General features: G+C 64.1%; 16 protein-coding genes. 4 read left to right on the top strand and 12 right to left on the bottom strand.

The genetic code is table 11. The features are described 5' to 3' along the window. Positions 1 to 47 precede the first annotated feature (47 nt). Positions 48 to 986: an alpha/beta hydrolase family protein gene (locus ACREB4_RS10540; protein ID WP_431588169.1), complete on the bottom strand. Its 939-nt coding sequence runs from the start codon at positions 984 to 986 to the stop codon at positions 48 to 50. Positions 987 to 1,151: 165 nt separating this feature from the next. Here ACREB4_RS10540 and ACREB4_RS10535 point away from each other — a divergent pair, with 165 nt between their 5' ends. Next, complete coding sequence (locus ACREB4_RS10535) at positions 1,152 to 1,526, top strand: winged helix-turn-helix transcriptional regulator (RefSeq protein ID WP_431588168.1); 375 nt, start codon at positions 1,152 to 1,154, stop codon at positions 1,524 to 1,526. A 156-nt stretch (positions 1,527 to 1,682) separates the two neighbouring features. On the opposite strand, the gene ACREB4_RS10530 is transcribed toward ACREB4_RS10535, so the two are convergent. From ACREB4_RS10530 to parA, 5 genes are all read right to left on the bottom strand, one after another. Next, positions 1,683 to 3,644 carry a relaxase/mobilization nuclease domain-containing protein gene (locus ACREB4_RS10530; protein ID WP_431588167.1) on the bottom strand — a complete coding sequence of 654 codons (1,962 nt, stop codon included), beginning with the start codon at positions 3,642 to 3,644 and terminating at the stop codon, positions 1,683 to 1,685. A gap of 436 nt (positions 3,645 to 4,080) precedes the next feature. After that, positions 4,081 to 4,668, bottom strand: coding sequence for a S26 family signal peptidase (locus ACREB4_RS10525; protein ID WP_431588166.1), 588 nt, complete (start codon positions 4,666 to 4,668; stop codon positions 4,081 to 4,083). Then, the gene (locus ACREB4_RS10520) at positions 4,665 to 5,210 is read right to left on the bottom strand and encodes a DUF2840 domain-containing protein (protein ID WP_431588165.1); all 546 of its coding nucleotides are present in this window, start codon (positions 5,208 to 5,210) and stop codon (positions 4,665 to 4,667) included. Before ACREB4_RS10520 ends, ACREB4_RS10525 begins: the two co-directional genes overlap by 4 nt. Beyond that, complete coding sequence (locus tag ACREB4_RS10515) at positions 5,207 to 5,458, bottom strand: chromosome partitioning protein ParB (protein WP_431588164.1); 252 nt, start codon at positions 5,456 to 5,458, stop codon at positions 5,207 to 5,209. The genes ACREB4_RS10520 and ACREB4_RS10515 overlap by 4 nt, the downstream gene beginning before the upstream one ends. Then, complete coding sequence (gene parA, locus ACREB4_RS10510; RefSeq protein WP_431588163.1) at positions 5,455 to 6,093, bottom strand: ParA family partition ATPase; 639 nt, start codon at positions 6,091 to 6,093, stop codon at positions 5,455 to 5,457. Before parA ends, ACREB4_RS10515 begins: the two co-directional genes overlap by 4 nt. Here parA and ACREB4_RS10505 point away from each other — a divergent pair. After that, entirely contained in the window at positions 6,092 to 6,220 is a 129-nt protein-coding gene (locus ACREB4_RS10505; RefSeq protein WP_431588162.1) for a hypothetical protein, read from the top strand. The two genes, parA and ACREB4_RS10505, sit on opposite strands and share 2 nt — an antisense overlap. A gap of 162 nt (positions 6,221 to 6,382) precedes the next feature. Here ACREB4_RS10505 and ACREB4_RS10500 read toward each other — a convergent pair whose 3' ends face one another. The 4 genes from ACREB4_RS10500 to ACREB4_RS10485 all read right to left on the bottom strand — a co-directional run bounded on the left by ACREB4_RS10500 (position 6,383) and on the right by ACREB4_RS10485 (position 9,108). Further along, positions 6,383 to 7,156 (bottom strand): replication initiator protein A, encoded by a 774-nt coding sequence (locus tag ACREB4_RS10500; RefSeq protein WP_431588193.1) that lies wholly within the window; start codon positions 7,154 to 7,156, stop codon positions 6,383 to 6,385. A gap of 86 nt (positions 7,157 to 7,242) precedes the next feature. Beyond that, on the bottom strand, positions 7,243 to 7,524 hold the full coding sequence (locus ACREB4_RS10495) for a helix-turn-helix transcriptional regulator (protein ID WP_431588161.1): 282 nt from the start codon (positions 7,522 to 7,524) through the stop codon (positions 7,243 to 7,245). A 125-nt stretch (positions 7,525 to 7,649) separates the two neighbouring features. Continuing rightward, positions 7,650 to 8,405: a DUF2285 domain-containing protein gene (locus ACREB4_RS10490; RefSeq protein ID WP_431588160.1), complete on the bottom strand. Its 756-nt coding sequence runs from the start codon at positions 8,403 to 8,405 to the stop codon at positions 7,650 to 7,652. Between the two features lie 352 nt (positions 8,406 to 8,757). Further along, positions 8,758 to 9,108 carry a DUF2958 domain-containing protein gene (locus ACREB4_RS10485; RefSeq protein ID WP_431588159.1) on the bottom strand — a complete coding sequence of 117 codons (351 nt, stop codon included), beginning with the start codon at positions 9,106 to 9,108 and terminating at the stop codon, positions 8,758 to 8,760. 317 nt (positions 9,109 to 9,425) lie between these two features. On the opposite strand from ACREB4_RS10485, the gene ACREB4_RS10480 reads away from it, so the two are divergent. Then, positions 9,426 to 9,719, top strand: coding sequence for a helix-turn-helix domain-containing protein (locus tag ACREB4_RS10480; protein WP_431588158.1), 294 nt, complete (start codon positions 9,426 to 9,428; stop codon positions 9,717 to 9,719). 47 nt (positions 9,720 to 9,766) lie between these two features. Here ACREB4_RS10480 and ACREB4_RS10475 read toward each other — a convergent pair whose 3' ends face one another. Next, positions 9,767 to 10,363: a TetR/AcrR family transcriptional regulator gene (locus ACREB4_RS10475; RefSeq protein WP_431588157.1), complete on the bottom strand. Its 597-nt coding sequence runs from the start codon at positions 10,361 to 10,363 to the stop codon at positions 9,767 to 9,769. 100 nt (positions 10,364 to 10,463) lie between these two features. On the opposite strand from ACREB4_RS10475, the gene ACREB4_RS10470 reads away from it, so the two are divergent. Next, on the top strand, positions 10,464 to 11,621 hold the full coding sequence (locus tag ACREB4_RS10470) for an epoxide hydrolase family protein (protein ID WP_431588156.1): 1,158 nt from the start codon (positions 10,464 to 10,466) through the stop codon (positions 11,619 to 11,621). A gap of 314 nt (positions 11,622 to 11,935) precedes the next feature. Here the strand turns inward: ACREB4_RS10470 and ACREB4_RS10465 are convergent, their stop codons facing one another. Beyond that, positions 11,936 to 12,250 (bottom strand): DUF736 domain-containing protein, encoded by a 315-nt coding sequence (locus ACREB4_RS10465; protein WP_431588155.1) that lies wholly within the window; start codon positions 12,248 to 12,250, stop codon positions 11,936 to 11,938. Positions 12,251 to 12,476 lie beyond the last annotated feature (226 nt).

Below are 12,476 nucleotides of genomic sequence, written 5' to 3'. Positions count from 1 at the left end.
GATGATCGGTGCGATACACGGCCGGCGGCGGCCAACGCGGCGATGCTTCATTTGCATTCAACCCGACCCAATGCATCAGGTCGATCCAAGGCGTTACACGCTGCGGACCATGCAGGGTCTTCGGGGTAAAGCGCACTACGGAGGAAGGCCCAGGTCATCTGCTGGACAAGAGCGACCCTACCAGGATTCTCATCCGTCGTTTCGGTAACTTCGTACCCGGAGATCCCGCCCAGCATGTGCTCGCCGCCAAACAGCGTCAACAGCGCCTTGCCGCCGGGACTCAAGAAATATGGGTCAGCGAACCAGTCGGGGCCCCGGACGGTAAGCGGGGAGTGGTCGCTATCGCCCGCAACGACGAGTGTTGGTGTGGTCATCGCGGCAAAGCTCGTATCCAGATACGGCAGGTGTTGGACCGCGAATGCACTTAAACTCGTTCCGCCATCTCCGCCTGCGGCCAGCAACAAGCCGGCCTTGATCCGTCGATCGGACATATCCTTCCCCGCGTCGTCGCCTGGCCCAGCCATTCGCGCACCGAGCAGCAGTTCTGTTGTCTGCCCGCCGAACGAGTGCCCTGCTGCCGCAATGCGAGTGCGATCAAGGCGGCCGGCCAAGCCCGGCAAGGCTTTCTCGATAAGGTCGAGATTATCGAGAATGCGCTTCACGTCCTCGACGCGATAGCGCCAGATCAGAGGCCCGCGCAGATCATCCGCCGGAAGGCCGAGCCTCTTGGAGTCCAAGTGGGTCGGCTGAATCACGGCGAAGCCTCGCGCAGCCCAGAAGTCGGTCAATGGCGCATAGCCGTCCATAGAGGAACCGTGACCATGCGAGAAGACGATGACCGGCAATGCCCGCCCAGCAATGGGAGCCGAAACACGAACCTGCAGGTCTTCGCCGCGGCCCGGAGCCGACAGCACCACCGAGCGCACGGACACGACGGGGATCGGCGCGATCATGTTTGCATCTCTGGCGTGGACTGACACATTCATCACTTTTTCCTTTCTCTACGGATACTTGACAAAGTCCTGACTGATATTCACCGGCTCGCGCATTCGATCGATCTTCCTCCAAGCTTCCACCGGTCTCTATTGATGATTAGGAGCGTATGTGACTGTCACAGCCTCGTCAAAAGCATATTTTAAGGATCAAGTCAAATGAATGTGACCAAGCCAATCAACGCTGCCGCGGATTGCAGTGGAGTCAGCGAAGTTCTGAACCGTGTTGGGGACAAGTGGACGATGCAGGTCGTCGTAGCCCTGTGCGACCGGCCTCGACGATTCAACGACATCAAGCGCTGTATCGATGGTATTTCGCAGCAGATGCTGACGCGGACGCTTAAAATGTTAGAGCGGGACGGCATGGTCGAGCGCAATGTCCGTACAACAACTCCACCACAAGTGGCCTATGCGTTGACCGCCCTCGGACATTCGCTATCGAAGCCCGTGAGGCAGTTGGCCGAATGGGCGCTTGCACATCGCGGAGATATCCATGCAAACCGGCAGCTATATGATGCCGATCGCTGTCTATGATCATTACTCAGTCGTCATCGAGGCACGCCCTTGCGAGAAACGGGTGGCCCTGCAAGAGCACAGGCCGCCATGCGTATGGGGTTATCGGTGTTCCAGTGATCGACAGCGACTCGTTCCAGGCGCGTGCCCAGGCCGTCTTCCAGGGGATTGGCCGAGTCAGCCAATAGTTGGGCCACGTTGTCGGCCCAACCCCCACGATACGGAGCCGTCTCGCACTGTGGCAGAGAGTTGTTGCCCTAACCGTTGCTCGATCACTGGTTTCCACGGCACTAGGCTGAATCCCACGCCGTCATCGAGCATCACATAGCGCCCGCTGGCGAGGATGATGCTGCGCCTGTAGATGCCGGCCACACGCTGCCCGTCTGCCACGGGTCGGTGCTCCAAGCCTGTTTCGGCGGCAATGTCCTTCGTGGTCTGCGCTAGTTCGCGCCCTCGCAGCGTCGCTAGTAAACTGCGCGCGAGCGCGACGCGTTGCCCGCGATGCTCGGCCAATCCCTGTTCGATCAGGAAGTCGGCACGCTGGCGCAGCGCGTCTTTGACCTCGGCACCAAAGCCCAGGTCGCCCAGCCCCTTGCCGCCGCCGATCAACTGCTGGTCGAGCCAGGTGGCGCCAACCACGCGGGCCTGCCGCTCGATCGGCAGGTGTGATTTCAGTTCCACCGCCACGCCACCGCCGAGTCGCTGCGCGTCGTACTGGCGGCCTCGCTCGGCTAGATCGTTGGGGACTCGCCAGACGCCTTCGGCCTCGCGTTCCACGATGCCGACGCGGCGCAAGGCTTCGAGCCGGCGCACGTGCGCGGCCACCACCTCGCGCGGGTCGCGGTCAGGTGCGGCCTGGCCCTGAGCGACAGCAAGGTGATGGTCGGTGCGGTAGATGCTATCGACCGCCAGCGCGGCGATGTTGTGGTCGGCGGCGCGCACGTCGGCCGAGCCTTTCACTTCCACCACGGCGCCAGCCGGGTACTGCTCCAGCTTCGCGCGCGGCGGTAGCGCGACGTAGTGCGCCTTGCCATCCGTGCCATCGACGATCAGATAGCCCTTGTCGTACAGCTCGTCGGCCAACCCCTTGCCGACGACGCGACCGACAACGGCGTGGCCATCTTTGCCGGGCTGGAACACGGCCAGCTCGCGCCGCTTGCCGCTCATGGCTCGCTGCATGGTGCGGATGATGTCGCCGCGCTCGCCCATCGCCCGCAGGATCGGCTCGGCATCAGCATGGACAGCCCACGCGCCGGGCTGCGGCTCCGTCGCCAGACCCATGCGCTGCAAGTGTTGCAGGCGGCCGATCAGCATTTGCCGCTGGCGTTGCAGCGGGGTTTCGGCGAAGCGTTCGATACGCACCATGTCATCGTCGCTGGCCTCGCGCTGCAAGGTGCGATCCAGCCCCGTCCACCGCTCCTGTTCGACTTCGCGCTGCATGGCGCGCTGCACCTCCAGCTCGGTGCGCGGCCCCAGCCATTCGGTCGCCAGTTCCGATGCCCGATGGCGCATCCCTTCGGCGATGTAGTCGCGCGAAATGATGAGGTCTTTGCCCGTGTCGTCCTTGCCGCGCAGGACAACATGCGTGTGCGGGTTGTCGGTGTTCCAGTGATCCACAGCCACCCACTCCAGGCGCGTGCCCAGATCGGCCTCCATGTGCGCCATCAGGTGCCGGGTGTAGGTGCGCAGGTCGTCGAGCTGTTCGGCATCCTCCGGCGAGACGATGAAACGAAACTGGTGGCGGTCGCTTTCGCCGCGTTCCTTGAACGCTTCGAGGTCGGCATCATCGGTCGCCGGCCCGTAGGCGTGGCCCGGCCCGCCTTGGCGATCGACGCCTTCGCGCTCGATGTAGCGCAGGTGCGCGGCAGTCGAGCGCGGGCCGGCCTGTGCCAGATTCACCAGCCGGGCCTTGATCGTCACGCGCCGGGCGTTCGCCCCAAGTCCCCGACCGGCAAAGCGCGCCGCAACGTGGCCGCGCCCCAGCCGGGAACCGGGCCGCTGGCCAACCTTGCCGGCTGTCTTGCTGAGCTTCGCGCCGGCCTTGTTGGCCTGCCGCAGCACCTTGTTGACGTAGGCATCGCCACGCTGTTTCGGCGCACTAGGCCGGACGCGGAAACGGTCGTCGTCGTGTTGGCTCATGGGGCGGCTCCATCCAAGACCGTCGCAGTCCAGCGGACAAAGCACGCGGCTTCATCAGCGCCGATGCGGCGCTGCGCACCTTCACGGCACGCCGCCGCCCTCTGGCGCGTGCCGCGCCACCCCCACGTGCAGACTGGCTTTTCGCGCGACGGAGTGCCGCGACCTTTTATCTTGCCTTCCGCCTTTGCCCTTCGCTTTCGCTCTGGGCCTCGGCGTTCCGGCGGTGCTGCGCTGCCCACAGCCAGCCCGCCGACGAACGCGGCCACGGCCACAGGCCGGGCGCGTTCGAGGCAAGACGCCTGCACATGGGAAGGCGGTGCCGGATGTTGCGCGAAGTGCCGCACGGATGCGCTTGTACTGCACGCGCGACAATACGGTGACGACCAGTGAGACGACACGTCGGGTGGCACGATGAAGCGCAGCGAATCGGTGGCCATCATCGATGCGTCTCCAGCCAGACCGGATGCGCAACACCGATCACGGTGGATGCAGCAACCGGCCCGAAATAGCGGCTGTCGAACGACGCCGGGTTGGTCACGCTCAACAGGAACAGTTCGTCAGGTTCAAGACGGCGGCACTGCTGCCAGGACGGCAGCGGGCGGCCCAGCCGATCGGCCGGCAGCACGGCAGCCGCAGGCACGCCGTCGATGCGAACGATACCTGACGCGACGCACACCTCCTGCGGTGACACGGCGCCCACTCGCTTGAGCAACGGCACGCGCACCGGCAGGTAGCCGCGCTGCGCAGCGAGTGCGGCCGCTTCGGCCGGCAGTGGGACAAGCACGATGCTATCCACGGACAACGGACGTGGCAGCGAGGCGGCCCGATGGCCGAACGGTTCGATGCGATACCAGCCGACCGCCACACTGTCGGACGGGTTGTAGGTCAGACGCGGTAGCGGCGACACGAACGCGGCCCAGGCCAGCGCAGCGAGGCCGGCAGCGGCGAAGCCCGTCAGCGCGAGGCGAGCGCGCAGGCGCGAACGAGGATGCGGTGCGATGCTGGATGTGGAAAGCGTCGTCATGGCAATGCCCTCCCGGCCAGCCAGGCCGCATGTCGCTCGGAGGTGTATTCGGGTAGCGGGAAGCGCGCAGCGAGCCGGTTGCCGAGCGTGCGCCAGTACGCGGGCGACACGTCGGCTGGCGCAATGCCCAGCGCCTCGATGGCGTCGAGCTGCGCAAACACAGCGCGGACGGCGGGTTCGCCTTCGGCGTGCAGCAGCAACCGCGCGCCGGGCAGCACGCCGGGGATGCGCTGCGCCGCATCTAGCGACGTGCAAGCCTGCATCACCATGAGTTCCCAACGGATCGTGCCGTAGTCATTGGCCTGCCACCGGATGCGACAAAACACGGCCCCCGACAAGAACGCCGCGACACGGCGCCACTGGTCAAGCCGGACGATGCGTGACGGTTCTCCGAAGCGCAGATAGAGGTCGATGCGCCGCTCGACGTAGGCGAGCGATACGCGGGTCAACGGTACGGTGCCGGCCCGTCTGGCGAGCATCGCGAGCGAAGGCGGATTTGTGTTGGTTGTGGCAGCCGTGGCCGCCGAAGGTTGCACGTTCATTGGGAGTTCTCCGGAAACTCGCGTTCCAGCAGTGCGCGCAGCAGTTCGGCCACCGTCACGCCACGCGTGAAGGCAGACACCTTGATGCGCGCGCGCATGGCGGGCGTGATGTCGAGGGTCAGGCGCGCGGTGTAGAGGTCGCCCTTTTGCAAAGCATCGGCGTCACCCTGGCGAATCCACGCCTCGGCGTGGGGATTCGCCGGCGGACGTGCGCCGATGCCGATGCGTTTGCCGCGCGCATTCGTCATGTCGGCCACCGCAGCAGCTCATCGGTGAGCGCGGCGATCTCGCGCGCGGCGGCGCTGTCAGGTGCCGTCTCGCGTGCGAGCCGGCCGGCGGCCACGCTGTCGGCAAACACGATGCGCTGATGCACTTCCGAACGCAGCGCCGGCAGCGGCTGTTCGGCCAGCGACTGCCGCGCCTCCCGGCCGATGATGGTGGTGCTGACGCGCCGGTTGATGACGAAGGCCGCGCGCAGCGCAGGTCGGAACACTTGCGCTTCGCGGATCAACGCCACCATCTCGGCACTGGCCCACAGGTCGTAAGGACTGGGCTGCACCGGGATCAGCACACGCTCGGCCGCCAGCAGCGCGGAGCGCGCCAAGGCGGCGATACGAGGCGGCCCGTCGATGATGACGTGATCGGCCCGCCTGGCGAGTTCTGGGGCCTCCTGGTGCAGCGTCTCGCGTGCCAGGCCGACGGCACTGAATAGCCTGGGCAGACCTTGCTGACTTCTGCGCTGTGTCCAGTCCAGCGATGAACCCTGCGGATCGGCATCCAGCAGGATGACCGTTTGTCCGCGCATCGCCAGCTCACCGGCGATGTGCGTGGCGAGCGTCGTCTTGCCTACGCCGCCTTTTTGATTGAGCAAGGCAACGATCATGGCGCGGCCCTCCGATCAGGAAAGCCAGCCTGCTTTTGCCCTGAAAACCGGGGTTGTTTTTGCTTTTGGAGTTGCTTTGGTTTTTGCCTTTCGGCAGTTGTCCACCGAAACGGCGCGCTTCTACTAAAAGTTAGAGAATTTAAGTTAGGTAAGTTAAGGGGCGCCGAGACCCGCGCCGTTATTGGCTTTGCGGGCGATTCGTACTCCTGATAGCACGATAGGCGTACTCCCGATAGCACGATACCCGTTACTCCTGATAGCACGAGCCCGTCCACAGGTTGTCCCGCAGTTATCCCCGTGCCGTGAACGGCACGGGCCGGAAGGTCAATAGCTCCGTCCGATCGCCCGGCATCCGTTCGATGCCCATGACGTAGCCTGGCAGCGATTGCCGCGCCACTAAGACGCGCAGGTCGTAGGCGAAATCCGAAAACCGCGTGCTGCTGCCAGACTTGCGATACAGGTGTCGGAAGTCGAACTGCCAGCCAGCTTCCTGTCGGCCGCCATGCTTGCGCACCAGTCGGTACAGCCATCGCTCGATGCCACCCGTGAGCCGGAAGTACGCCGGGTCGATGGTGAGCACCAGCGCCGCGTCGAGTACGCCCGCGTAAAACCAGTCCGGCAGAATTAGTTCGATGCCCAGCGGCGTGCCGCGGGCGTCCGCCAACTCTTTCCACTCGTTGATCCAAGAGAAGCGATGCAGCCGCCGCCCCGTCGTTTCTCGGATGGACGTGGCTACCGTTGTCGACTGCAAGCGATCCAGCGCAGCCTTGAGGCGCTGGTAGTCGCGCAGCGACGTTCCGCGTCCGATGAAGCGCAGGATCTCGTAGGGCGTTGCCTGCATCAGGCGCGATGGTCGGATGCCCGCGTCGCGCGCTTCCACGATTTGCGAAGCGGCCCATATCAGGATGTCCGCGTCCCAGATGGTGGCGATGCCATGCTCCAGCGTCCCTTCCACGCGTATCGTGACGTTGCCGCTGCGAAAGTCGATCGGCGCCGTGCGCCGCGATTTCGACAGCGAGAAAAATGGAAAGGCCATCAGGTCCTGGCTGTCGCGCGGCGCCATGTCGCCCGGCAATGCGCGGAACAGATCGAGCTGTTCCCGCTCCCGCGATGGGTTGGACAGGGCGATGGCCACCGGCGAGCCACCGATCAGCGCGCACGGCTGTCGGCCGAGTGGTGCTCGGCGTATTCCGGGTCGGACGTGGTTTCGTAGCTGTGTTGGTCGGCCCAGGCATCAAGGTCGGCCACCGCGTACATGACGCGCCGGCCGAACTTGCGGAACTTCGGCCCGTTGCCGATCACGCGCTGTTTCTCCAGCGTGCGCGGCGAGAGGCGCAGGTAGTCGGCGGCCTCATCATTGGTGAGATAGCGTTGAGGCTGCGCCGGCGCGGGAGCGGGAGCGGCGACAGGTTGCAAGGGAGCGGGTCGCATGGTGAGAACCTCCATCGGTTAGGAACGCCCGGCCACACAACGCGACCGGATGGAGGCAGTCTCAAGAAAGAGGCGCGGAGCGCAGAGGGTCGTTTTGCAGTGAAGGCAAAGCGACCCTCCCCAGGTCATTCGAGCTGTGCCAAACGGCGATAGCCGCCGCGCATCAGCAATCGGCCGCGCTGCACCAAGCGGCGCACGCGCGAACGAAGGCCACCGTCGGCGTACCAGCCGCCGGCCACGGCTTCGATGCCGAACAGCCCAGCGGCTGTTTCGCGCAAGGACGCACCCGCCAGGGTTGCGTCGAGTGCCTGGAGCGTGTGCAACTCCAGCAGCGCCGCAGGCGTGGGCCGTGAACGGGCCACTGCCGCAGGCGTGGTTTCCGCGACTGCGGCCAGGGTGTCCAGTTCGGCCGCTATCGTGTGGTAGCGCCCGCAGGGCGCAGCACACGCGCGGACGGCATAGAGATAGGCCATGCCATCGGTCAGGCCAGGTGCTAGTGCGAGCCGCACGCAGCAGCCGGGCCATCGTGCCACCAGCACCAAGCGCTTGCCGTCGTGGATCAGATGCTTGTGGCCCGGGATGCGCCAGAACTCGAAGGCATCGGCATCGGGTGGCGGGTCGGCGTCGGGGTAGAGCAGGAGCACGGCGTCATGGTCGGGGAACCAGGCTGGATGCGCGTCGCGCGCATCCAGCGCGGGGTCTTCCAGCAGGCGCAGCCCCCAGGCGTGCCCCGCATTCGGCCTGTTGCGACGGCGTAGCCAGTCGCGCCGGTAGTCGGGATGGCGGCGCAGGTACTCCCAAGCCAGCGCGAGGCCGTCGAGGTGCAGCACGTAAAGATACGCGGCGGTTGGATACCAGGGCTCGGTGCTTCGATCAGCCATAACGCAACCTCCTGTTGGACAGGAACGTCGCTATGGGCGTCGAAGACAGGAGCTATTGCGTTATCGAAAACCGTCATCAAGGAAGGCTAAGCTGGCAGTGGTCAAGACCGATTGGCTCCGAAATCTTGCGGGGTTCGTCCGAGTGCGACGGCCGCGCATCCCGGAAATGGGGCGCGGCACTGACACCGTGCCGCAGCCCGCGACACACATCATGTCTTTCTAGGTCAAGCCGCACACTCTTGGTGCAAGAGTGCTGATTCAGACCCCAGCCGTCTTGAGTCAGACTGAGAAAGACACAGTACGCCACAACGGCCTGTGTCTGGATCGCCTGCAGCCGGGAGCAAGTGGTTCGTCAGTCGGGGATCGAACCATCGCGCTGCGCCAGACGGGTGTATTCCGATAACGGCCGCGAGGCGCGGAAATACAGGTCGCGCAGGATGGGTCGCTGCTGCGGCCCGACGATGCCCGTCAGGTCGGATAGCTTGACCGTCCCCAGTGCGGGCATACCGATGCCGAGGTCGATCAGTCCCCAGGCGGTATCGCCATCGGCTGGGTCGAGCGCGGCCAGCAGCCAGGTCGCATGCGCATCGGGCGTGAACAGTCGAACCACCGGCAGCGGGTCGATGCTCTCGCCAACGGCGCGCGCCGCGCCGTTGGCGAGCAGTCGTGCGCGTTCGTCGGCGGTGGTGAGCGGCTGGGTCATGGGCGGGAATCCCACGTATCTGCGAATGCACGAACACGCTTTTCCGGCGAAGCACAGAACCACCAAGCCGGATATGCGCTTTCGTGCGCAAGCACGGATGCGCAAGCTATCGAATCCGTACATGCACAGAAACGCAAACGCGGAATTGTGGATGTCAGGAAAGGCACGAATGCGGCTCCCCGGTTCCGGCGAAATCCTCAGATGCGATTTCCTTAAAGGCACGAATACGGAAAACAACAACACCAATTGAACACTATAGATTGTAGCCCTATAGGGCGCAATGGGTTGTCATCTTGGTTTTATAGGGAAAACCATTGGTGGCGGCTAAAAACTCATTGGCAACGGCAATACGGACGGTCAGAAAAGCGCGTGGCTTGAGCCAGGAAGCGTTTTCTGACGTGTCGAGCCGCACCTATATGAGTTCACTGGAACGCGACCTGAAAAGCCCGACCCTGCACAAACTGACCGAGCTGTGCGAGGTCATGGAAGTGCATCCCCTCACACTGCTGACGCTGGCCTACGCCGGCGACAGCGCGCACAAAGCCGATCAGCTCTTGGCGCAAGTGCGCCAAGAGCTGGAGGCAATCTTGAAAGAATGCGATGCGCCTTAGAGTTGCAGAAAATCGAACTCCCAGCGCCCCAATCGTCTAATTGCTGCCTACTCCGTCAACAGTGGCAGCAGGATGTCATCGACGAGCCTGCCTCGCTCGTGCGCCCCGGTCTCGCCCGAACGCAGGAGGGCGCCAAGGAAGAATTGCGAGACCATGAGACCGAACACGGCGGCCACGCGTTTCGCGTGGATGTGCTCACCGCGGGCGCGTGCGTGCTCGATGAGTGTCGCGCCGAACCGTTCACTGGCTGTATCGATCTGCCGGCGAACGAGTTCCCGTAGCACAGGGTCGTCGCGGATACCCTCGACCAGGCCGAGGAACGACGGTCCTCCGCTGCCGGCGATCGATGTCGCGATGGCCTCTGCGTTGGCGAGAAGATCGCCGCGGATACTGCCAGTATCGGGCGGTGTGGCGACGTCGCCTTCGGCTCGACGGCGAAGCGCATCGGCCACGAGTTCGGCCTTGTCGGCCCATCGACGATATATCGTTGTTTTCGAGGCACGGGCGCGGGCAGCGATCGAGTCCATGCTGATTCGTTCGTAGCCGACTTCGGCGATCAATTCCACGACGGCGTCCATGATCGCGCGTTCGCGCGGCTCGCCTCGAACGCCGTGCAGTGATCTTGAACTGTTGCTTATCTCCATTTGATCCTCACCACTTGGGCGATTTTGACATGTACGATACCGTATCGTACATGCTATCATGAACAGGACACGAGCAACACTCGAAAGAGAGCCAAGCCGAATGAGCACCGCAATTGAAGCCAAGACCATTGCTGTTCCCGAGGAACAACTGCAGGACCTGCGTGACCGCCTTGCGCGCATTCGCTGGCCGGAGGGCGCTACTGTGGACGACATAAGCCAGGGACCCGTGCCCGCCAAGCTCCGCGCACTTGCAGACTATTGGGCGAACGGCTACGACTGGCGCCGAGTCGAGTCCGAACTCAACGGCTGGGGTATCCATCGGACAACGATCGACGGACTTTCCATCGACTTCCTGCACATTCGCTCGCCCGAGCCCGACGCGCTTCCACTCGTGCTTACCCACGGCTGGCCAGGCTCGGTGCTGGAGTTCCGGAAGTTAATCGGCCCGCTCAGCGACCCGGCTTTCTACGGTGCCGACCCACACAGCGCCTTCCACTTGGTGATCCCCGTCCTCCCCGGATTCGGGTTCTCCGCCAAGCCATCCGAGGTCGGCTGGAACATCCCTCGTATCGCCCGCGCATGGGTAGAGCTGATGCAACGCCTCGGTTACGAGCGGTGGGGTGCTCAGGGAGGTGATCTCGGCTGCGCCGTCACCGACGAGATTGCCAAACTGCGACCCACCGGCTTCATCGGTTCTCACCTGAACTTCGCGATGTTCCCGCCGACCCCTGACGAAATAGAGAACGCGACTCCCGCCGAGCGGGAGGCACTCCGCGATGCGAAGCACTTCTGGGATGAACTGTCCGGTTACGCGAAGGAGCAGCAAACTCGGCCGCAGACGATCGGCTACTCCCTCGCGGACTCACCGATCGGTCTGGCGGCTTGGATCTACGCTATGTTCCAGGACACGTGCGGCACTCCTGGCGATGCCGAGGCGTCGTTCACCTATGACGAGATGCTCGACGACATCATGCTCTACTGGCTGCCGAACTCCGGCGCCAGTGCAGCCCGCCTCTACTGGGAGATGGTTCAGTCGGGCTGGTCATCACCCGCTCGCATAGACGATCCAATCCGCACCCCGGTCGGCTTCACCATGCCCCCCAAGGAAGCTGTCCGGAAGTCCCGGCGCCAGCTCGAACGCCGCTACGCCGACATCGTTTACTTCAACGAACCGAGCGAAGGCGGACACTTCTTCGCCCTCGAACAGCCGGACATCCTTGTCGCCGACATTCGCGCAACCTTCACCCAATTGCGCTGAGACGACCTCTTGGCGTAACGCCAAGCACGCGGCTTTGCACGACATCGCGCAACGCTTTGCGTTGGATGAGCGACACTATCTTGCGGACGTGTCGATGGGACGCTTCGTGAAAGCCCGATGAAATCGCAGCGACCACCGCCTTCCTGCTTTCAGAAGAAGCCGGATACATGACCGGGCAAATCTTGCACGTCATGTCGGCGCGTCTCTCCGACGCCTGCGTTTTGAGGAAATGCGCTCGCCATAGGCGCGTGCGTGACGTGCTGCGCCAGCAGCACGGCGCCCCGCCGCAGTGGGCGGCGCGCGGTGGGTGGCCGTCAGGCCGCCTGCGGCTTGCTGCGCGACCAGATCAGGTCGTGCGTGCCGTCCTCGCTTTCGATCAGGCGGGCATAGACCGTCACCGGAAACGAAGGATCGTCGAGGGTCACGGACAGATAATCCCGCCTGGCCTCGCTGGTCTTCTTCCACGCCGCGCCGATGTCGTGGCCGGCCGCCTGAAGGCGAAAGTCAGGGGCGTTCTCCTTGTCGCCCTTGTCGTTGGGAACCAGCTTGACCTTGACGTTGAGCGTCAGGGTGCGGAGTGTGCCGGTGAAACCGTCTTTGTCTGCGGTGAAAGTGCCGATGTTAGCCATGGTGATTTTCCTTTCGGGTTGAACAAGATCGCGCCAGTGCGTCCTTGTTGTGATCCGGCCGGCGCAGGATGGGCGGGCCGCACCGCGCAGCGGTCGCAACACCGTGGAGAACCTGGAAGCGCAAACAATTTGTCCTCGCGAGGAAGCCGCGCAGCGGCGGGGAAATTGTTTGCGCGGGAAGGTTGCGGCCATGAAGCCCAAGGCGCAGCCGTGCCCTCGCCAGGAT

Source organism: Aquabacterium sp. (assembly GCF_050725395.1).
Classification (GTDB): Bacteria; Pseudomonadota; Gammaproteobacteria; order Burkholderiales; family Burkholderiaceae_C; genus Aquabacterium.
This window is presented reverse-complemented; position numbering and strand designations above follow the sequence as displayed.

Coding starts and splice junctions, on each gene's coding strand:
- ACREB4_RS10540 (WP_431588169.1), bottom strand. CDS start 986: ATGAATGTGTCAGTCCACGCCAGAGATGCAAACATGATCGCGCCGATC.
- ACREB4_RS10535 (WP_431588168.1), top strand. CDS start 1,152: ATGAATGTGACCAAGCCAATCAACGCTGCCGCGGATTGCAGTGGAGTC.
- ACREB4_RS10530 (WP_431588167.1), bottom strand. CDS start 3,644: ATGAGCCAACACGACGACGACCGTTTCCGCGTCCGGCCTAGTGCGCCG.
- ACREB4_RS10525 (WP_431588166.1), bottom strand. CDS start 4,668: ATGACGACGCTTTCCACATCCAGCATCGCACCGCATCCTCGTTCGCGC.
- ACREB4_RS10520 (WP_431588165.1), bottom strand. CDS start 5,210: ATGAACGTGCAACCTTCGGCGGCCACGGCTGCCACAACCAACACAAAT.
- ACREB4_RS10515 (WP_431588164.1), bottom strand. CDS start 5,458: ATGACGAATGCGCGCGGCAAACGCATCGGCATCGGCGCACGTCCGCCG.
- ACREB4_RS10505 (WP_431588162.1), top strand. CDS start 6,092: ATGGCGCGGCCCTCCGATCAGGAAAGCCAGCCTGCTTTTGCCCTGAAA.
- parA (WP_431588163.1), bottom strand. CDS start 6,093: ATGATCGTTGCCTTGCTCAATCAAAAAGGCGGCGTAGGCAAGACGACG.
- ACREB4_RS10500 (WP_431588193.1), bottom strand. CDS start 7,156: ATGGCGCCGCGCGACAGCCAGGACCTGATGGCCTTTCCATTTTTCTCG.
- ACREB4_RS10495 (WP_431588161.1), bottom strand. CDS start 7,524: ATGCGACCCGCTCCCTTGCAACCTGTCGCCGCTCCCGCTCCCGCGCCG.
- ACREB4_RS10490 (WP_431588160.1), bottom strand. CDS start 8,405: ATGGCTGATCGAAGCACCGAGCCCTGGTATCCAACCGCCGCGTATCTT.
- ACREB4_RS10485 (WP_431588159.1), bottom strand. CDS start 9,108: ATGACCCAGCCGCTCACCACCGCCGACGAACGCGCACGACTGCTCGCC.
- ACREB4_RS10475 (WP_431588157.1), bottom strand. CDS start 10,363: ATGGAGATAAGCAACAGTTCAAGATCACTGCACGGCGTTCGAGGCGAG.
- ACREB4_RS10470 (WP_431588156.1), top strand. CDS start 10,464: ATGAGCACCGCAATTGAAGCCAAGACCATTGCTGTTCCCGAGGAACAA.
- ACREB4_RS10465 (WP_431588155.1), bottom strand. CDS start 12,250: ATGGCTAACATCGGCACTTTCACCGCAGACAAAGACGGTTTCACCGGC.